Origin of the sequence: Streptomyces sp. ADI96-02 (assembly GCF_003846185.1) — a bacterium.
Taxonomy (GTDB): domain Bacteria; phylum Actinomycetota; class Actinomycetes; order Streptomycetales; family Streptomycetaceae; genus Streptomyces.
In genome coordinates, this window is record NZ_ML123034.1 from 311,703 (window position 1) to 330,404 (window position 18,702).

An 18,702-nucleotide genomic window follows, 5' to 3' on the forward strand; every position below is an offset into this window, starting at 1 on the left:
GGGAGCGTGACAGGATGACGGCGCACAGTGCGCAGATCGCCGGTGCGGGACTCGCGGGCAGCACGACGGGGCTCGCGAACGGCTCGCAGGACCTTCCGTGGATCGAGGACGCCGGGAAGGTCGCTCCCCTGGACGCGCGCCGGCTGTCGCGGCTGTTCTTCGACCGGCTGCAGAGCCTGGAGGAGGGCACGCACGAGTACCAGTACGCGCGCAACACCCTCATCGAGATGAACCTCTCGCTGGTGCGTTTCGCCGCGAACCGCTTCCGCAACCGGGGCAGCGGCGACATGGAGGACATCGTCCAGGTCGGCACGATCGGCCTGATCAAGGCGATCGACCGCTTCGACCTGTCCCGCGAGGTCGAGTTCACCTCGTTCGCCGTCCCGTACATCGTCGGCGAGATCAAGCGGTTCTTCCGGGACACCAGCTGGGCGGTCCACGTTCCCCGGCGGCTCCAGGAGCTGCGCGTCGACCTCGCCAAGGCGAAGGAACTGCTCGCGGCCGACCTCGACCGCGATCCCACGGTGCAGGAGCTGGCGGAGTACCTGGGAATCGACGAGGCCGAGGTCACCGAGGGCATCGTCGCTTCGAACGGTTACACGGCGGGCTCGCTGGACATGCCGACCGACACCTCCGAGTCGGGCCCCCAGCAGGCGAGCGGCCGGACCTTCGCCGACGTCCTGGGCGAGCCGGACCCGGCCATCGAGAGCGTGGAGAACCTGCACGCCCTCGCGCCGCTGCTGGAAGAACTGGACGAGCGCGAGCGCCGCATCATCGACATGCGCTTCGGCCAGGAGCTGACGCAGGCGCAGATCGGCGCGGAGCTCGGCATCTCGCAGATGCACGTCTCCCGGCTGCTGAGCCGGATGCTGGGCAAGCTGCGGAGCGGGATGCTCACCCAGGAGTGACCGCCTCGGGCGCGTGAAGACGTCGACCCACGAGCCGGGCGGGTGGCGCGCGTGCCGCCCGGCGAGGCGGCGGACGACGGTGTCGGCGGAGGTGTCGACCACCGACACCGATGAGCCCGGTGACACCACCGCCCGAACACGTCTGCCACCGGATACGGCTGCGGTGGTGCGCCTCACCCTCCCTCACTCGATTGGCGTAATCCGGCCGGCTTGCGCGCATCGGCGTCGCACGGGCCCTGGCGGGACGCGCCGGGCCCGCGGGAGTGTCACCCGGGCGGGCGGGAGGTTGCAGCGTCCATCCGGGTGAGGCGCGATGGAAGCCGGACGCGCGACATCTGGTGGAGCCACCCACAGGGCGTGCCCGAGCGAGGAGGCATCGGCCATGGGAGCCGCTGACGGATTCACGGATTCCGGAGAGCTCGACGGTCTGACCGTGTACGACAACGAGGGCGAGAAGGTCGGCAGTGTGGGGCGGGTGTATGTCGACGACGACTCCGGCAAGCCCGACTGGGTCACGGTCAAGACCGGAATGTTCGGCATGAAGGAGAGCTTCGTACCGCTCGCCGGGGCCCGCCGCGTGGGCTCCGACCTGCATGTGTCCCACTCCAAGGACCGCGTGAAGGAGGCGCCCCGGGTGGACGCCGACGCGCACCTCTCGGTGGCCGAGGAGGAGGAGCTGTACCGCCATTACGGCCTGACCAGGAAGTCGGGCAACCTGGGCGGGACGAAGCCCTCCGCCAAGGGCGCTCCGACGTCGGCGGGCACCGGCACGATGGGCGCCGCGGGAGCCGCCGGAGCCGCGGCCGGAGGGGCGCGTACGTCCGGCGCGGGCGGTCAGGCGGCCGGGCGGAGTTCCGGCGCGGCCGGCGCCACGGGAGCGGGCGGGCGTCGTGACACCGCGGACGCCTCGGCCGCCGCCCGGCCGATGGCCGGTGCGGGCGCGTCGCGCTCGGCCGACCTGAGCGGCAAGGAGGAGATGATCCGCTCCGAGGAGCAACTGCACGTCGGCACCGAGGAGTACGAGAGCGGCCGGGCCCGGCTGCACAAGTACGTGGTGACGGAGAACGTCACCCGGACCGTTCCGGTCTCCCACGAGGAGGTGCGGGTGGTCCGCGAGCCGCTGCGGCACGGTGAGAAGACGGCCGGGACGTCGGACTTCGGCGAGCAGGACGTCGAGGTGACGTTGCACGCGGAGCGGGCCACGGTGAGCAAGGAGTCCGTGCCGGTGGAGCGGGTGCGCCTGGAGACCAACCGGGTCACCGAGCAGAAGGAGGTCTCCGCCGAGGTCCGCAAGGAGAGGATCGACTACGCGGACGGCAAGGACATGGGCGCCGGGAAGGACGCCGGTGGCGAGTTCGGCCAGGGCCGGCGTCGCTGAGGCTGCGCTGCCTTCGGCGGCCGGAGGACGGCCGCTCCGATGCCCTCGGCCGCCGGGCGGGCTCGTGCGGCGAGTCCGCCCGGCGGGCTGTCCGCGGTCCGGCCGGGCGGGCTGTCCGCGGTCCGGCCGGTGCGGGAGGGAGCGTGCCGCACCGCACCCGCCGGAGGCGTCTCCTCGGGGTCACACGCCCTGTAGGGCGATGACGGCGTTGTGTCCGCCGAATCCGAAGGAGTGGCTGACGGCCCGTCGTACGGGCACGTGGCGCGGGGTCTTGGTGACGCAGTCGATGTCGAATCCTGGCGCGGGGGCGTCCAGGTTCGCGATCGGCGGGACGAGCTGGTGCTGGAGCGTGAGGACGGTCAGTCCCGCCTCGATGGCCCCGGCCGCCCCCATGCAGTGGCCCAGCACGCCCTTGGGGGCGGTGACGGGCGGCCGGTGCGGATAGGCCCGGCTGATGAGGGCGGCCTCGGTCGCGTCGTTGAGGGGTGTCGACGTGCCGTGCGCGTTGACGTGGTCGACGTCCTCGGCCCGCCAGCCCGCGTCGCGCAGGGCGGCGTCGACGGCCGCCCGCGCGATGTCCCCGGAGGGGTGCGGGCTCGTGGGGTGGTGGGCGTCGGTGGTGGCTCCGGCGCCCGCGAGCAGCGCCCGGGGCGCGGCTCCTCTGGCGCGGGCGTCGTCGGCCCGCTCCAGCACCATGACGGCGGCGCCCTCCCCCATCACGAGTCCGGCCCGGTCGGCGGCGAAGGGGCGGCAGAGGCGGGCGGGGTCGCCGTCCCGCAGCGCCGCGGCGCCGGCGCGGGCGAAGCCCGTCATCGCGACCGGGAACACGATCGACTCGGTGGCTCCGGCGATGGCGATGTCGCACTGGCCGAGGGTCAGCAGGTCCCGGGCGACGGACAGCGCGGTCACCCCGGACGAACAGGCCGTGCACGGGGCCAGGCTCGGTCCGGTGGCCTTCATCCGGATGGCGATCTCGGCCGCGGGCATGTTCGGGATGGTGAGCAGGATGCCCGAGGGCGAGGTGGCCTCGGGGCCGCGCCGCTCCAGGGCGACGGCCTGTTCGGTGAGACCGGCGGAGCCTCCGCTGCTGGTGCCGACCACCACGGCCACCCGGGCGCCGTCCCAGTGCGCCGGGTCGAGCCCGGCGTCGGCCACCGCCTCGTGGGCGGCGAGGAGCGCGAACTTGACGTACCGGCCCATCCGGAAAGCCGTACGGCCGCCTACCGCCTCGTCCAGGTCGATGCCGGAGACCGTGCAGGCGAAGTCGACCGCGCAGCCCTCCAGTTCGGGGACGGTGCGGGCTTCCGACCAGCCGGCGCACACCCCGTCCCAGGTGGCGTCGGCGGTGTTGCCGGCCGGAGTGATCATCCCCAGGCCGGTGACGGCGATGGCGGGCCTCTTCATCGCGTGTTGCCCACCGGCACCGCGCCGTCGGCCGCCGCGCCGCCGACCTGCGCGTCGATGAACGCGGAGATGTCGGCCAGCGTGGCGTCCCGGTACAGCTTCTCGGAGTCGGCGTGGACGCCGAGCGTCTCCTTGACGATGACGGCGAACTCGGCGACCGCCAGGGAGTCCATCTCCAGGCTGTCCATCGTGGACTCCGGGAGGATCTCGGCCTCGGGCACCTTGAACGTCGCGGTCAGCACCTCGGTGATCTTCGGGTGGATGATGGTCCTCACGGTGTTCCTCTCGTCGGCGTCCTCACGGACGCGCCGGCGTCTTCAGGGAGGGCGGCCGGCCGGACGCGGCGAGCCCACCCCCGGAAATAACTGGATGAGCATCTTCCGGTTACGCCTTCGGGTGAACCGATTCGTCTACGCTCACCTGCGACTTCTCGAACCAGCGCGAGAGCACCGAGGTGGTTCCCCAGTACGCGAGCAGAACCCCGCGCGTGCCCAGCGCCGCCACCTTCGCGCGCAGCGGGCGGCGTCTGCTGCCGCAGGCGGGCCGCCGGAACTCCGCCGCACGTCCGCCCGGGGCCCGTCGGCGGCCCCGGCGCCACGGCCCGTCGGGGTCGTCGTAGGCGTCGGCGTAGCGGGGACCGGTGATCGGCCAGTCCGCCATCAGGCGCTCGGGCAGGGCGAAGGACTCCACCAGGGCCGGAGCGTGCTCGGCCACGGCCGCCACCAGCTCCTCGATCGCCGCGGGCAGGAGGGTGACCTGTTCGGCCGTCAGCCGTCCGGCAGCGAGCAGGTCGCCGCTGTTGCGGTCGATCCACCGCAGGGCGAACAGCCGCCGCAGCTCGCTCAGCCGCTCGCGGGCCGGGCCCTCGGGAAGGCCGGCCGCGGCCTGCGCGTACGCCTCGTCCGCCTGCCGGTAGCCGTACGCCTCCACACCGCGCAGCGCGGCCGGGGAAGCCGCGTTCCACCGGCCCAGCGGGTCGCCGGCCGGGGCCGCGCCCATCCGTTCCCGGGCCCGGGTGAACCAGACGTCCTCCACGGCTGCGAGCAGGCCGCCGAGGAAGTCCGGGTCCGCCAGTTCGCCGGGGGCGGGTTCGGGCGGCTCCGCCGTGGTGGCGCTGAACAGCAGCTCGGCGGCTGCCTTGGCGTGCACCGCGAGGTTGTCCCCCTCGGCGGTGATCACGCCTTCGATGCCGGTGAACAGCTCGGTCATGCCGTTGCTCTCCAGCAGCCCCTGCGCCCCGCACCGCTCCCGGCACTCGACGATGACCTCGCGCGCCCGCCAGGTGATCCAGCCCTTGGCGACGGCCACCAGCCGCTCCGCCTCGTCCCGCTCCGTCGCCGGGGCCGACTCCCAGCCGTCCAGCGCCCTGCGGTGCAGCAGGCTCATCGCGAAGACGGTGGCCATCGCCTCCGCCAGCGGGCCGTGGTGGGTGCGGTGCGCGTACACCGGCACCCGCTGCGCGGCGCGCGGCCCGGAGATCGTCCGGTGGCCGGCGTAGCGGACGGCGATCGCGAGCGTGACCCGGGCCGAGCCGACCGCGGACGCGCTCATGGAGACCTTGCCGGCGGTGACCCGTCCGATCGAGGTGAGGAACCGCCTTCTGCGGTTGGCCAGTTCGCTGCTGAACCGGCCGTCGTCGCCGATCCTTCCCTGCTCTCCGGCGAGCAGCGCGTCGCGCGGGACGAAGTACCGGTCGAAGGACGTGACGCAGTGGTCGACCGGCGAGCCCATCCGGGCGGGCAGCGGTCGCACCCGTACGCCGGGAAGGGGCCGTGCCTCGTCGGTGAGCGGGGCGAGGAAGAGGAAGACGCCGTGGTCGGCGCCGTCGGCGAGCAGCCGGGCGGCGACCACGCCCGTCTTGGGGCCGCCCGCCGGGCTGGTGTTGGGCATGAACTTCTGCGCTCCGGCGTGCGGCGTGTTCAGGACGAAGCCGTCGCGTCCGGGGTCGTACGTCGCGGTCGTCTCGGCGGCGGCGGCGTCGTTGCCGTGAGCCACCTCCGTACAGAGGAAGGTGCCGATGCTCCGCAGCGCGAGGAAGTCCGAGAGGTCGCGCCGGGCTCCGGCGTCGTGGTCGAGGAGGCTGCCGAGGAAGAGGTTGTAGTGGATGCCCGCGACGGTGGTCAGGGCCGGGTCGACCGGGCCCAGCCACTCGTGCAGGGCGGCCAGCGCGCGCGGGTCGGCGGCCAGTCGGGCGCCGCTGTCGAGCGAGTCGTTCAGGATCCTCAGCCGGTGGTAGGTCAGGGCGAGGCGTTCGCCGGTGGTCGCGCAATCCGCCCGGCGAAACGGTTCTGTTGTGAGCAGACGCCGCCAGAACCCGTGTTCCTGGCGGAAGTTGTCGCCGAAGAGCACCCTGGTCAGCAGATCCGTCGTCGCCGGCGGGGACGTGTTGTTCGTGGATTCGGTCACAGAACAGGAACGATCAGGGAACGGCGAGGACACCCCTCGCCGCCCCCGAAGGACCGTCCCGGTCAGGCCCGTTGGAAGGTGAGCGCGACATTGTGGCCGCCGAAGCCGAAGGAGTGGCTCACGGCCCGCTGGACCGGGGTGTGGCGCGCTTCCTTGGTGACGCAGTCGATGGCGAACGCGTCGGCCGGGGAGTCCAGGTTGGCGATGGGCGGGATGACGGAACGCTCCAGGGTCAGCACGGTGGCGACCGCCTCGATCGCGCCGGCGGCGGCGAGCGTGTGGCCGATGACGCCCTTGGGCGCCGTCACCGGCGGGCGGTGCGGGAAGAGCCGGGAGATGAGCGTCGTCTCCATGGCGTCGTTGAGCTGGGTGGAGGTGCCGTGGGCGTTGACGTGGTCGATGTCGCCGGGCGCCCAGCCCGCCTGGTCCAGCGCCGCCTGGACCGCCCGCTGGGCGCCGCGCCCGTCCGGGGCGGGGGCGGTGGGGTGGTGGGCGTCGGTGCTGGAGCCCGCGCCGGTCAGCAGGGCGCGCGTCCGGCCGCCGCGTTCCCGGACCGTCTCGGTCCGCTCCAGCACGAGCATGGCGGCGCCCTCGCCGATCACGAAGCCGTCCCGGTCGGCGGCGAACGGCCGCGAGGCGCCCGCCGGGTCGCCGGTACGGGTGGACAGGGCGCCCATCCGCGCGAAGGCGGTGACCACGAGAGGTGTGAGCACCGCCTCCGCGCCTCCGGCCACCACGACGTCGCAGCTGCCGCCGAGCAGCAGATCGCGGGCGACGGCGACGGCGGTGGCGCCGGAGGCGCAGGCGGTGGCGGGGGCCAGGCTCGGACCGCCGGCACGCAGCGCGATGGCGACCTCGCCCGCAGCCGCGTTGGGGATCATCATCGGCACGAGCAGCGGCGAGACCGCCTCGGGACCGCCGGCCGCCAGCTTCGCGGCGTTGTCCACGAGCACGGAGACGCCGCCGACGCCGACGCCGAGCACGACGCCGACCCGGCGGCCGTCCCACAGCGCCGGATCGAGCCCGGCGTCCTCGACGGCCTGCCGGGCGGCGACCACCGCGAGCTTCACGAACCGGGCCATGCGCCACACGGAGCGCCCGCCCACCGCGTCGTCGAGGTCGATGCCGTCGACGGGACAGGCGAAGTCGACCGGCAGACCGGCCAGTTCCTCGCACCGCCGGGCAGTGGAGCGCCCGGAGCACAACCCCTCCCAGAAGCTGTGCTCGTCCGCCCCGGCGGGTGTCACCAGGCCGATCCCCGTCACCGCGAGGGCGGTGGCGCCGGTCCCCTGATCAGCGGACTGCGACATGCTGTGTTCCTTCCGTAGAAATCGTCTGCGGGGCCCCCGGCCAGCGGAGTGCCGCGGAGCCCCAGGTCAGGCCGCCGCCGAACGCGGTCAGCAGCACCCGGTCGCCGCCCCGGAGCAGGCCCCTCGCCGCCGCGTCCGCCAGGGCCAGCGGGATGGAGGCGGCGCCGGTGTTGCCGACGCGCTCCAGATGGGTGACGCAGCGCTGCGGTCCGATGCCGACGCGCTCGGCGACGGCGTGCAGGATCCGGGCGTTGGCCTGGTGCGGCACGAAGCGGTCGACCTCGGCCGGGTCCCAGCCCACCCGGTCCAGGAGCACCCGGCACGAGCCGGTCATCCGCTCGACGGCGTGCTGGTAGACGGTGCCGCCCCGCATGCGGAAGAACGCGTCGCCGGGCTCGGCCGAAGACGCGCTCGCCCGGGCGCGGGCTCCGCCGCCGGGCACCGTGATCAGCTCGCGGCCGGCGCCGTCGCTGCCCAGGTCGAACGCGAGCATTTCGCCGGGGTCGCCGGCGCGTCCGGCCGCGACCAGCGCCGCGCCCGCGCCGTCGCCGAAGACGACGCCCGCGGACCGGTCGGCCGGGTCCAGCCAGGTCGAGTAGACGTCGGCGCCGACCAGCAGGACCCGGTCGTAGAGCCGGGAGGCGACGAGTCCGTGGCAGACGGCCAGTCCGTAGACGAAACCGCTGCACACGGCGGCGATGTCCAGCGCCGGTACGGTGCCGAGTCCCAGTCGGGAGGCGAGCGCCGGGGCGGTGCCGGGGCAGAGGTGGTCGGGGGTGGCGGTGGCGAGGACCACCGCGTCGACCGGGCCGGCCGGCGGGTCGGCGGACAGCAGCCGGGAGGCGGCCTCGAAGGCGAGATCGCCCGTGGCCTCGCCGGGGCGGGCGCGGTGCCGGCTGCCGATCCCGGTGCGGCGGCGGACCCAGGCGTCGTCGACTTCCCAGTCGGCGGGCAGCAGGTCATTGCCGACCGGTTCGCCCGGCACCCAGCCCGCCACGCTCTCCAGCACCGACGTGCGCGCGCCCGCCGGTAAGCCGTGCCGCGGCCCCCCGGGCTCCGCTCCGCCGCCGGTTGCCGCTCTTCTCGCCACCCGCTGCCCCGATCCCGTTGTCGTACTACGCCGGTTGACGAACGGCTCGACGCTCGACGGGGTGCGTTCGATTGGGCCGAACGGGTCACGGGGCGGGTGGGCGCGCGGGCGCGCGCGACGGTCAGCGCGCCGTGAGCGCCGCCCGGAGCTCGGCCGCGTCGGGCGGGTTGGCGCCCGCCCGGGAGACGGTGACCGCCGCGGAGGCCGCGGCGTGGCGCAGGACGTCGGCGACGGCTTCGGGGGTGAGGCCGTGCAGCCGGGGGCGGGCCGCTGCCCCGAGGAGGCCGCGTTCGGCCAGGGCGTGGAGCGTCCCGGACATGAACGCGTCTCCCGCGCCCACGGTGTCCGCCACCTCGACCGGCGCGGCCGGCACCGCGGTCGTCCGGCCGGGCAGGGCGGCGAAGGCGCCGTCGCCGCCCCGGGTGACGAAGACGACGGCGGGCCCTCGGGCGAGCCAGCGCTCGGCGGCCTTCTCGGGCGGCTCGCCGGGGTAGAGCCATTCCAGGTCCTCATCGCTCGCCTTGACGACGTCGCTCAGGCCGACGCACTCCTCGACCCGGCGTACGGCCGCGGCGTGATCGCCCATCAGGTCGGGCCGTACGTTGGGGTCGTAGCTGACGGTCGCGGTGGCCCGCGCGGCGCGCACGGCCGCCAGGACGGCGGCCGATCCGGGTTCCATCACCGCGCCGACCGACCCGGTGTGCAGGTGGTCCGGAGCAGGCTCCACGGTCACCGGGGCGAGCGTCCAGCCGATGTCGAAGGTGTACGAGGCCCGGCCGGCGGCGTCCAGGGCGACGACGGCGGACGGGGTCGCGGCGGCCCCGCCGTCGGTGCGGACGACGACTCCGGCGGAGGCCAGGTGGTCCCGGACGAGCCGCCCGTGGCCGTCGGGGCCGAGCTGGGTGAGGAGGGTGGTCCGGTGGCCGAGCCGGGCCAGCCCGTAGGCGACGTTGGCGGGGCTGCCGCCCGGGTGGACCCGGTCGGCCTCGTCCGGCAGCCTGACGATGTCGGCGACGCATTCGCCGACGACCAGCAGATCGAGTGGGTCGGGCATGGGGGTGGGTCTCCTCAGGTGCTGGGGCAGGGGTGTCCTGGCGGGCGGCGTGGCCCCGGGAGCCATTCAGCCCGATCGGGCCGCCCGGAGGGAACCCGGTGGGCACGCCGATGAGCCACCGGTCGCCGCCCAGAACCCGGATACGGCGTTCCGGGCACGGATCAGGGCCGGTCGGGCGGTGGGGCCGCTGGGTGCGGGGCGGTTCGGGGCGGGGCGGTTCGGCGCTGGGCCGCGAAGGGCAGCAGCTCCGGGCGCTTGGCCGTGCGGCCGTCGCCGGAGGAGCGGCCGTGCAGCCGCCGGACGAGCCACGGGCCGAGGAAGGAGGCGGCCCAGCGCGCCTCGCCGGCCGAGCGGCGCCACCCGGCCGGACCGGTCGCGGGCGGGCCGGGCAGCGGCCGGGTCCAGGTGTCGTCGCCGTCCGGCAGCCCCAGAGCCTCGGCCATGGCGGCGGCGATCCGTTCGTGTCCCAGGGGACCGGCGTGCAGCCGGTCCGGGCTCCACAGGCGCGGGTCGGCGACGACGGGGTGGCGGGCCGTCTCGGCGACGACGACGCCGTGCCGGGCGGCGGCCCGCTGGACCCGGTCGTTCAGTGCGGTGACCCGGGAGGCGACGGGGCGGGCGAGCAGGATGATCCGGGCGATGTCGGGGAAGGTGAGCGTGGCCACGCGGGCGCCCTGCGCGGTGAGCGCCGCGAACATCTCCTCCAGGTGGCCGGCGACCTCGTCGGCGTCGAACCGCGGCCTGAGCAGGTCGTTGACCCCGGCGACGACGGTGGCCAGATCCGGGCGGAGTGCCAGCGCGGGGGCGAGCTGCCCGGCGCGGACCTGGCCGGCGAGCCGTCCGCGTACGGCGAGGTTGGCGTAGAGCAGGCCGGGGTGGTGCGGCGCGAGCCTTTCGGCGAGGCGGTCGGCCCAGCCGCGCAGTCCCGCCGTGTCGTCGCCGTCGCCGATCCCCTCGGTCTGGCTGTCGCCCAGGGCCACGTAGCGCAGCGGGCGGGCAGGAGCGTCATCGCCGGGCACGGGCGGCCTCCCGCTCGCGCAGGACGTTCGCGGTGGCGCGGCACCACTCGTGGTTGGCCCGCTCGAACTCCAGGCCGCGGCGGCAGGTCAGGTACGGGCCGACGCGTTCGCCGACGCGGAGGAACTCCTCCTCCGGCAGGCCGCCCCGCAGGGAGCGCAGCAGGCTCTCGAAGAGCTCCGCCTTGGCGGCGGCGAAGGCGGCCCGTTCGGTCAGCTCGCCGACCAGCGCGCCGGTGTCGAGCCGGTCGGCCGCCTGGACCTTGACGAGCAGGTCGTCACGGATGAACGAGGGCTTCGCCGCCGTCGCCGCGAAGTGTTCCAGTTCTCCGAGTCCGTCGGGCGTGACGCGGAAGAGGCGCTTGTTGGGGCGGGTCTCCTGGACGACCTCGCGCCCGGCCACCAGGCCCTCCTGTTCCAGCTTGGCGAGCTCGGCGTAGAGCTGCTGCGGCAGCGCGTGCCAGAAGTTGGCGACGCCGAGGGCGAACGCCTTGGTCAGCTGGTAGCCGCTCAGCTCCTCGTCGAGCAGCGCCGCCAGCACGGCGTGGCGCAACGCCATTCCGGTGGCCTCCTTCTCGCTCGCGCCCCGGACGTGCCTCGGTCCGGGAATCCGCCGCCATGATAGTCAAGAAACTGACTAATCACTTTCAGGAGGGGCGAGGATCACCGAGGAGGAGCCGTGCCGGCCCGGCAGCGGCGTCGTGGCGCTCTCCGTCCGGATCGGGACGGCCCCTACGGCCGGATCGCCCGCTCGGCCTCCAGCGCGTTGGCGACCAGGTTCAGGAAGCGGGCGTGGCCGCGCGGGCCGTACAGCGGCTCCGGGTTCCACGGGACGACCCGTGCGGGCTCCCCGGTCGCGCCCCGCAGGTCGTCGAACGAGGCGGCGTGGGCCCGGATGTCGGTGAGGACGATGTCGGGGCGCAGCGCGAAGGCGTCCGCGCCGTCGAGGGTGGACCAGTTCGCGCCGGGTCCGTCCGCGGGCTCGACGAGGCCGACGCCCAGCTCCGTGAGCACGCGCAGCTCCGGCCACATCCGGGGGCGGGCGACATGGGCCTGGTCCGGGCCGGCCGGCGACAGGGCGACCACGCGGGGCGCGCGGCCCGGTCCGGCGGTGAGAGCGCGCAGCCGCTCGCGGGCGGTGGCGAGGTCGTGGTCCGCGTCGGGGCGGTCCTCGGCGCCGAGCGATCGGGCCAACTCGGCGAACCGGTCGCCGATCTCGGCGAACGTCCGGGCCTGGCTCACGTCCAGCACGACGACCGGGACGCGCTCCTCCAGCGGCTTGGCGGTCTCCGGCGCCAGGCCGTAGACGTGTCCGCCGCCGTAGCTGACGGCCACCACGAGATCCGGGCCGCCGCTCAGCAGGGCTTCCACGTCCAGCGCGCCGCCCGCGCCGAGATAGCCGACCTCGTCCAGCGGAAGGGTCCCCGTCTTGGCCCGATCGGGCTCCGGGCCGTCGTGGTCGGAGCCGAAGACCGCCTGCGGCCGGATGCCGAGATCCCACAGCGTGGCCCCGGCCTGGACATAGGCGAGCACTCGCTCGGGCCGACCTGGAGCCGTGGCCAACTGGCCCCGGTCGTCGGAGAATCGCCATTCGCTCTGTTCCGTCACGTCACACACGCCTCTCTGCGCCGACTGCCGTTGGGCCCGTCCGACTTCGTACTGGTGTACCTGCCCATCTCCTCGGGCCCACATCCCTCGCACGGAGGTGAACCGACGAGCGACGGTATGCGGTGCGACGGGCGCGGCCTGTCGCACGGTGTTAGAAAGAAGTCACCCTCGGTCCGGCCGCCCGGCGCCCGCCGCTCAAGGAGACCGCCTGGACCGAGGGCCGCGTCCGCCCCGTCCGATCTCTCCGGAGGGAGACAACTCCCCGTGCGCCCCACTCTGTTGAAGGCATTACTGGCCCTCGGCCTCGGCGTTTCGCTCGGCGCCGCCTCCTCCTGCGCCCCTGCGTCGGCGAGCGCCCCGTCCCGTCCGGCGGCGGCCCCGGCGCACTGCCCCGTGGTCGATGTGCTGGCCGTGTACACGCCGAAGGCGGCGGCGGAGATCGGCGGAGGCCATCGCGTCCCCGCGTCCGCGCAGAAGATCGCGACCCGGATGAACCGCTCGCTGGCGGCCGGCGGGTTGTGCGGCATCATCCGGATCGTCCGCCCGTACACGGCCACCGGCTACGAGGGCCCGGAGGACTTCCGCGCCGCGCACTCCCTCCTCAAGGACCACTCCTCGCCGGGGCTCGGACGCCAGGTGCACGAGCAGCGCGCGCGGTACGGGGCCGACCTGGTCACGCTCATCGTGGACCGGCCCGAGCGCGGCGGCGGGACCGCCGACTACACGCCCGCGCTGGACGCCTCCACCGACGAGTACGCGTACTCGGTCGTCGATGTCGACGGCATCGAGATGGACTCGGCGAGCCATGAGATCGGGCACAACCTCGGTCTGGCCCACGACCGGACGACGCTCGCCGCCAACGCGGACGGGTCGATGAGCGTCAGCCGCGAGCACCCGTACAACACGGGCTGGGTCACCGAGGACCGGCAGTACTACACGATCATGGCGTACCGCTCCTCGTGCGGGGACCACTGCCGGCGGATCAGCCGGTTCTCCAGCGCGGAGGGGACCTGGAACGGGCGGCGGCTCGGGGACACGTCCAACGACAGCGTGCGAGCGCTGCGCGCGACCATGCCGCTGGTGGCCGGCTACCGCTCCCGGGGCTGAGCCGGCGCGGCGTCCGCGGCGCGCCGGACGCGGATCGAGGAGGACGGCCCGGTCCGCCTCATCCCGCGGCCGTGGGGCTTTCGCCCTCGGTGCGTTCCAGCTCCACGTTGAACTGCGCCCCGGTGAGCAGGGCGAGGTTGGCGAACCAGACCCAGATCAGGAAGACGACCAGCCCGGCCAGCGAACCGTAGAGCCGGCTGTAGCTCCCGATCTGGGTCGCGTACAGCGCGAAGCCCGCCGAGGCGACCAGCCAGAGGAACGCGGCCAGGACCCCGCCGGGCAGTCCTCTGCGGATGCCCCGGGCCGAACGGGGGCCGGTGCGGAAGAGCACCAGGATCAGGCAGGCCACGAGGCAGAGCAGCACCGGCCACTTCAGCACCGTCCACGCCGTCTCGCCCGCGTGCGCCAGACCGATGCGGCGGCCGAGCCAGCGGGCCAGCGGCCCGGTCAGGACCAGGACGAAGGCGCTGGTCATCAGCAGGACGAGCAGACCGACGGCCGAGGCGACGATGATGTGCGCCTTGCGCAGGGCGGGCCGGGTGTCCTGGACGTGGTGCATGGCGTGCAGCGCGCGGCGGAACACCGCCAGATAGCTGCAGGCCGACCACACGGCGCTCACGCTCCCGGTCGCCACGAGCAGCCACACGGCGGTGCGCTCCCGCGTCGCCGCCTCCAGCGGGCGGCGCAGCGCCTCGCCGGACTCGGCGGGCGCGAAGGCGGTGATGTCGGTGATCAGCGCCTGGGTCGCCCCGGGATTGGCCAGCCCGATCACGGAGACGGTGACCAGGAGCGCCGGGAGCAGGGCGAGGATGGCGTAGTAGGTCAGGGCCGCGGCCCAGTCCGAGACGTCGTCGTTCCACAGCGAGAACGGTGTACGGCGCAGCGCGGTGAGCCAGCGACGCGGCGGGCCGGTGCGGCCGGGCGCGCGTGGGGAGCGTTCGTCCGCGGCTGCGGCGGTCTGGGTGGGCAAGCTCGTACTCCGGGGGCGTGGGCGGACGGGCGGGCCGGGATGCCCGTCCGCTTCGGGACGGGCCGACCGCCCTCGATCCTCTCCTGCCTCGCCCGCGCCCAAGCACACCCGCGCGATGTGTCCGGATGCGCGGACCCGCCGACGCGGGTGCGGCGCGGTCAGTCGTTGACGGCGGTGAGCAGGACCACCGCGTCCTGGAGCGCGAGCAGGCCGTGCCGCTCCTGCGGTACGGGGTGCAGGGCGCCGGCCGGGAGCTCCGCGTCGCCGGAGGCGGCGGTGAGGCGGACGGTGCCGTGCAGGACCAGGAGGGAGGCGGCGGAGGGCGCGTTGTGCTCGTCGAGGGCCGTACCGGCGGTGAGGGCGATCACCGCCTGCCGCAGGGGCGGCTCCTGGACGACCAGGTGGGCGCTGCGGCCGTGGGCGGAGGCGCGGGCGGCGGTCAGGTGTTCCTCGCTGAGGGCGTTGAGGTCTTCCATAGGCCCACTGTCTCCCAGCCTTCGTCGCCCCGCGATCCTGCCGGACCCCCGGCCCCGGAGAACCGGCAGGATCGCGGCCGGCGCGGCCGGGAGGCGGGCGGCGCGCCGGCCGCCTCCCGGCGCGGCGGGCCGGTCAGAGGCCGCCGGTGTAGAGCAGCCGGTCGGGCGAGCCCTGGCCGAGGGCCGAGAGCGTGTTCGCGGTGGCGGTGGCGGTCAGCCAGCGCGCGACGGCGGCGGGCGTGGCGGACGGGTTCTTCTGGCGGTAGAGCGCGGCGACGCCGGCGACGTGCGGGCTCGCCATCGAGGTCCCGTCGAGGGCGACGGTCCCACCGCCCATGCGCGCGGAGACGATGTCCGCTCCGGGCGCGTAGAGCGCGAGGCAGCGGCCCCAGTTGCTGAAGTCGGTCTGCCGGTCCTGGCGGTCGCTCGCCCCCACCGTGACCGCGCCGTCGGCCGCCGCGGGCGAGACGTCGCACGCGTCCTGGTGGTCGTTCCCGGCCGCCACGACGGGCAGCACGCCGGCGTCCTCGACGGACTCGACCGCCGCGTCGACCGAACGGGAACGGGCGCCGCCGAGGGAGGCGTTCAGGACGGCCGGGGCGCTACCGCCCGCGGCGTCCTTGGCCACCCAGTCGAGCCCGGCGAGGATGCCCGCCCAGGTGCCCCGCCCGCGGCAGTCGAGTACCCGGACGTTGACCAGCGCGGCCTCGTGGGCGACGCCGGAGACGGCTCCGCCCGCCGTTCCGGCGACATGGGTGCCGTGGCCGTTGCAGTCCTGACCGTCCCGGCCGTCGCCGATCGCGTCGTAGCCCTTCACGACCCGGCCGCCGAACTCGGTGTGCGCGGCGTCGATCCCGGTGTCGACGACGTAGATCCTCACGCCCTCGCCGGTGGCGGCGGCGGTGAAGGCGTCGTCCAGCGGAAGCGAGCGCTGGTCGATCCGGTCGGTGCCCCAGCCGGCCGCGGCGGAGCGGAGCAGCTTCGCGTCGGCGGCGGGCGCGGGTACGGTCACCTCCGCGTTCTCCTCGACGGCGAGCACCCCGGGGACGGCCCGCACCGCGGCGAGCTCGGTGCCGGTGAGCGTCACGGCGAAGCCGTGCAGGACGTTCCCGTACGTGAACAGCGGGCGGAGCCCGAAGTCCCGCAGGACGGTGTCCGGCGAGATCTCGGGCTCCAGGGTGACGATGTACTGCCCGGGGACGGCCCGGGTGGACCGCTCCACCGGGACGCCTTCCGGTCCGGTGTCGGCGGTGGCCTGGTGGGCAGTGCCCATCAGCGGTGCGATCAGCAGCAGAGCGGCCGTGGCCCATCGGGCGCGCAGGCGCATGCGGTCTCCTCGGAACGGGGGTTTCCTTCGCGGAGCAGGTGCGCGCCCGCGAAGCGCGAACACCTGTTCCTTCGTCCCCGCCCGCAGGGGGCCTTAGCGGGTTCAGCCGGACAGCGCAACACTCGCCGCCGGCTCCCGGTCGATCCGCTCACGGCTGCCGGGCCGCTCACCTCCGGCCGCCCAGGTGCCGACCGCGACCTCGGCCGTGATGCCCGGGCCGAATCCGGCGATCAGACCCTGGGCCGAGTCCGCCGCGCCCCCGTCGTCGAAGAGCCGCGCGAGCGCGTCGAAGACGACCGAGCTGGCGATGTTGCCCCGCTCGGTGAGGGTGGCCCGGCTGTAGCGGAACATCTCCGGTGGCAGGTTCAGGAAGTGGCACAGGTCGTCCAGGATGCGCGGTCCGCCGGCGTGGACGATGAAGAAGTCCATGGCCGGCACCGACCAGCCGTGCAGGTCGACCAGGTCCTGGAGGACCGGTGCGAGCATCTCCATGGTGCCGGGGACGCGTTTGTCGAGGAGGAAGTGGAATCCGGTGTCGCGGACCGCGTAGGAGATCCAGTCCTCGGTGTCGGGCACCAGGTGGGAGCCGTTGCGCTCCAGTCTCATGCCGGTGCCGCCCCGTCCGCGCACGACGGCGGCCGAGACGGCGTCTCCGAACAGCCCGTTGGAGAGCAGCGAGCCGACGCCGATGTCGGTGGGCTGGTAGCACAGCGAGCAGAACTCGCAGGAGACGATGAGGACGTTGGCGTCGGGGTACGCCGTGCAGAAGTCGTGTGCCCGGTTGATGGCCGCGCCGCCCGCGGCGCAGCCGAGCTGGGCGATGGGCAGTTGCCGGGTTTCCGAGCGGAAGCCCAGGGTGTTGATCAGCCAGGCGGTCAGCGAGGGCATCATGAAGCCCGTGCAGGACACGTAGACGATGAGGTCGATGTCGGCGGGCTCGGCCTCGGCGTGGGCCAGGGCGCGCCGCACGACCTCGGGGACGCGGATCTTCGCCTCGGCTTCGTACAGCCGGTTGCGCGCCTCGAACCCGGGGTGCCTGAGAGTCTCCTCGATCGGCTGCACGAGGTGCCGGGTGCGCACGCCGGTGTTCCGGATGAGCCTGAGGACGAGCTCGCGCTGCGGGTGGTCGGCGTGGGTCTCCCGCGCCAGGTCCAGGGTCTGCTCCATCGTGATGACGTGCTCGGGCACAGCGATGGCCGGTCGGCACAGGGTCGCCATGGGTTCTCCTCGTTCTGGATTGCGGAGGCTCTCGTCACCACGTGACGGGCAGGGCGAGCGGGTGACGCCAGATGGAGGTCGTGTTCCACCGGACGTCCTCGGGCGGCACGGCGAGACGCAGGGCCGGGAAGCGGGCCAGCAGCGTGGAGCAGGCCACTTCCAGTTCCATCGTGGCGAGCGGCGCGCCCAGGCAGTGGTGTGCGCCCCAGCCGAACGTCATGTGCGGGATGGACGGGCGGTCCGGGTCGAGCTCGTCGGGGCGTTCGAACTTGGCGGCGTCCCGGTTGGCGGTCAGGTAGGACACGTGGACGACGTCGCCGGCCTTGATGGGGACGCCGCCGAGCTCCACGTCCTCGGTGGCGATGCGCGGAATGCCGACGCCCTTGCGGAAGGGGATGTGGCGCAGCAGCTCCTCGATGGTCCGGGGAAACCGCTCCGGCTCGGCCTGGAGCGCCGTCTTCAGACCGGGCCGGGTGAGGAGGGTGTAGCCCATGTTGCCGAGCAGGTAGGTCGTGGTGTCCTGTCCGGCGATGAGCAGGGTCATGGCCATGACGGCCAGTTCGTCGTCGTCGAGCAGTTCGTCGCCGTCCCTGGCGGTGGCCAGGGTGCTGATGAGGTCCTCACCCGGGGAGCGGCGGCGCTCGGCGGTCAGTTCGCTGAAGTAGGCGCGCAGCTCCCCCTTGGCCCGCACCGCGTCCGCCTTGCTCGCGGCGCCGACGTTCATCATGGTCAAGGCGTGGGCGCGGAGCCAGGGGCGGTCCGCCTCGGGGATGTCGAGCACCTCGCAGATGGTGACCAGCGGCAGCGGTGCGGAGAGCCGGGCGACGAAGTCGGCCGGCGGGCCCGCGTCCTCCATGTCGTTCAGCAGCCGGTCGACGATGCCCTGGGTACGGCGGCGCATCCGGTCCACCCGGCGCGGGGTGAAGCATTTGGCGACCAGGCTGCGGAGCCTGCTGCTGGCGGGCGGGTCCATGAGGTTGATGGACTCGGCCTGGACGATCGGTTCGGGTGTCATCCTGGGGAAGTCGCGGCCGAGGACCGCGCTGCGGCTGAAGCGGCGGTCGGTGGTGACGGTCCGGACGTCCTCGTAGCTGGTGACGAGCCATGCCTCGCCCTCGCCGTAGGGCATACGGATGCGGGACACCGGCGCCTCGGTGAGCATCTGCTTGAGCTGGGGGTCGAACTCCAGCCGCTCCGCGAAGTCGAACGGGCAGCTGCGTACGGTTTCCGTGTTCTCCACCGAGGTGTTCTCCACCGAGGTTCTCCCAATGACCGGTGCGGGGAATTCAGGGGCGTGCCGGCTCCCCGGGTCGGGGGACAGACTTTCCCTTTATCCCCAGTTACTCAGAGAAACATGTCACTCACGCTACGCAGTCAACCGATCAGAGGGTGATCGGACGGGCCGGGAGAGCCGATGAGCCCGCCGGCCC

At 74.0% G+C, this 18,702-nt stretch carries 16 protein-coding genes and 1 pseudogene; 3 read left to right on the plus strand and 14 right to left on the minus strand.

The window, feature by feature from the left end; all coding sequences use genetic code 11:
* The first annotated feature begins 14 nt into the window (after positions 1-14).
* The gene (locus tag EES43_RS01330; RefSeq protein WP_124266932.1) at positions 15-908 is read left to right on the plus strand and encodes an RNA polymerase sigma factor SigF; all 894 of its coding nucleotides are present in this window, start codon (positions 15-17) and stop codon (positions 906-908) included.
* A 382-nt stretch (positions 909-1,290) separates the two neighbouring features.
* Positions 1,291-2,286, plus strand: a complete 996-nt coding sequence (locus EES43_RS01335) for a PRC and DUF2382 domain-containing protein (protein ID WP_124266933.1) — start codon at positions 1,291-1,293, stop codon at positions 2,284-2,286.
* Positions 2,287-2,466: 180 nt separating this feature from the next.
* Here the strand turns inward: EES43_RS01335 and EES43_RS01340 are convergent, their stop codons facing one another.
* From EES43_RS01340 to EES43_RS01380, 9 genes are all read right to left on the minus strand, one after another.
* Positions 2,467-3,690, minus strand: a complete 1,224-nt coding sequence (locus EES43_RS01340; protein ID WP_124266934.1) for a beta-ketoacyl-[acyl-carrier-protein] synthase family protein — start codon at positions 3,688-3,690, stop codon at positions 2,467-2,469.
* Positions 3,687-3,965, minus strand: coding sequence for an acyl carrier protein (locus EES43_RS01345; RefSeq protein WP_124266935.1), 279 nt, complete (start codon positions 3,963-3,965; stop codon positions 3,687-3,689). Before EES43_RS01345 ends, EES43_RS01340 begins: the two co-directional genes overlap by 4 nt.
* Positions 3,966-4,074: 109 nt before the next feature.
* Positions 4,075-6,096, minus strand: a complete 2,022-nt coding sequence (locus tag EES43_RS01350) for an acyl-CoA dehydrogenase family protein (protein WP_124266936.1) — start codon at positions 6,094-6,096, stop codon at positions 4,075-4,077.
* A 62-nt stretch (positions 6,097-6,158) separates the two neighbouring features.
* On the minus strand, positions 6,159-7,406 hold the full coding sequence (locus tag EES43_RS01355) for a beta-ketoacyl-[acyl-carrier-protein] synthase family protein (RefSeq protein WP_124266937.1): 1,248 nt from the start codon (positions 7,404-7,406) through the stop codon (positions 6,159-6,161).
* Positions 7,390-8,415 carry a beta-ketoacyl-ACP synthase 3 gene (locus EES43_RS01360; RefSeq protein ID WP_124266938.1) on the minus strand — a complete coding sequence of 342 codons (1,026 nt, stop codon included), beginning with the start codon at positions 8,413-8,415 and terminating at the stop codon, positions 7,390-7,392. The genes EES43_RS01355 and EES43_RS01360 overlap by 17 nt, the downstream gene beginning before the upstream one ends.
* A gap of 202 nt (positions 8,416-8,617) precedes the next feature.
* The gene (locus EES43_RS01365; protein WP_124266939.1) at positions 8,618-9,550 is read right to left on the minus strand and encodes a carbohydrate kinase family protein; all 933 of its coding nucleotides are present in this window, start codon (positions 9,548-9,550) and stop codon (positions 8,618-8,620) included.
* A 161-nt stretch (positions 9,551-9,711) separates the two neighbouring features.
* Positions 9,712-10,569: an SGNH/GDSL hydrolase family protein gene (locus tag EES43_RS01370; protein WP_124266940.1), complete on the minus strand. Its 858-nt coding sequence runs from the start codon at positions 10,567-10,569 to the stop codon at positions 9,712-9,714.
* A complete protein-coding gene (locus EES43_RS01375; protein WP_124266941.1) occupies positions 10,556-11,125 on the minus strand; it encodes a PadR family transcriptional regulator in 570 nt (189 codons plus the stop codon). Before EES43_RS01375 ends, EES43_RS01370 begins: the two co-directional genes overlap by 14 nt.
* Before the next feature lie 173 nt (positions 11,126-11,298).
* Positions 11,299-12,174: a substrate-binding domain-containing protein gene (locus tag EES43_RS01380; RefSeq protein ID WP_124266942.1), complete on the minus strand. Its 876-nt coding sequence runs from the start codon at positions 12,172-12,174 to the stop codon at positions 11,299-11,301.
* A gap of 264 nt (positions 12,175-12,438) precedes the next feature.
* Here EES43_RS01380 and EES43_RS01385 point away from each other — a divergent pair, with 264 nt between their 5' ends.
* Positions 12,439-13,281 (plus strand): M12 family metallo-peptidase, encoded by an 843-nt coding sequence (locus EES43_RS01385; RefSeq protein WP_124266943.1) that lies wholly within the window; start codon positions 12,439-12,441, stop codon positions 13,279-13,281.
* A 58-nt stretch (positions 13,282-13,339) separates the two neighbouring features.
* On the opposite strand, the gene EES43_RS01390 is transcribed toward EES43_RS01385, so the two are convergent.
* The 5 genes and pseudogenes from EES43_RS01390 to EES43_RS01410 all read right to left on the minus strand — a co-directional run bounded on the left by EES43_RS01390 (position 13,340) and on the right by EES43_RS01410 (position 18,527).
* The gene (locus EES43_RS01390) at positions 13,340-14,251 is read right to left on the minus strand and encodes a YihY/virulence factor BrkB family protein (protein ID WP_124266944.1); all 912 of its coding nucleotides are present in this window, start codon (positions 14,249-14,251) and stop codon (positions 13,340-13,342) included.
* A gap of 158 nt (positions 14,252-14,409) precedes the next feature.
* Positions 14,410-14,727: a cupin domain-containing protein gene (locus EES43_RS01395; protein ID WP_124266945.1), complete on the minus strand. Its 318-nt coding sequence runs from the start codon at positions 14,725-14,727 to the stop codon at positions 14,410-14,412.
* A 133-nt stretch (positions 14,728-14,860) separates the two neighbouring features.
* The gene (locus tag EES43_RS01400) at positions 14,861-16,054 is read right to left on the minus strand and encodes a S8 family peptidase (RefSeq protein WP_124266946.1); all 1,194 of its coding nucleotides are present in this window, start codon (positions 16,052-16,054) and stop codon (positions 14,861-14,863) included.
* A gap of 102 nt (positions 16,055-16,156) precedes the next feature.
* A pseudogene (locus tag EES43_RS01405) lies at positions 16,157-17,284 on the minus strand (type III polyketide synthase); the annotation flags it as partial.
* A 22-nt stretch (positions 17,285-17,306) separates the two neighbouring features.
* Positions 17,307-18,527: a cytochrome P450 gene (locus tag EES43_RS01410; RefSeq protein ID WP_124266948.1), complete on the minus strand. Its 1,221-nt coding sequence runs from the start codon at positions 18,525-18,527 to the stop codon at positions 17,307-17,309.
* Positions 18,528-18,702 lie beyond the last annotated feature (175 nt).

What these genes read in the sequence shown, in the direction of transcription:
- EES43_RS01330 (WP_124266932.1), top strand. Translation starts at nt 15, where the DNA reads ATGACGGCGCACAGTGCGCAGATCGCCGGTGCGGGACTCGCGGGCAGC.
- EES43_RS01335 (WP_124266933.1), top strand. Translation starts at nt 1,291, where the DNA reads ATGGGAGCCGCTGACGGATTCACGGATTCCGGAGAGCTCGACGGTCTG.
- EES43_RS01340 (WP_124266934.1), bottom strand. Translation starts at nt 3,690, where the DNA reads ATGAAGAGGCCCGCCATCGCCGTCACCGGCCTGGGGATGATCACTCCG.
- EES43_RS01355 (WP_124266937.1), bottom strand. Translation starts at nt 7,406, where the DNA reads ATGTCGCAGTCCGCTGATCAGGGGACCGGCGCCACCGCCCTCGCGGTG.
- EES43_RS01365 (WP_124266939.1), bottom strand. Translation starts at nt 9,550, where the DNA reads ATGCCCGACCCACTCGATCTGCTGGTCGTCGGCGAATGCGTCGCCGAC.
- EES43_RS01375 (WP_124266941.1), bottom strand. Translation starts at nt 11,125, where the DNA reads ATGGCGTTGCGCCACGCCGTGCTGGCGGCGCTGCTCGACGAGGAGCTG.
- EES43_RS01395 (WP_124266945.1), bottom strand. Translation starts at nt 14,727, where the DNA reads ATGGAAGACCTCAACGCCCTCAGCGAGGAACACCTGACCGCCGCCCGC.
- EES43_RS01400 (WP_124266946.1), bottom strand. Translation starts at nt 16,054, where the DNA reads ATGCGCCTGCGCGCCCGATGGGCCACGGCCGCTCTGCTGCTGATCGCA.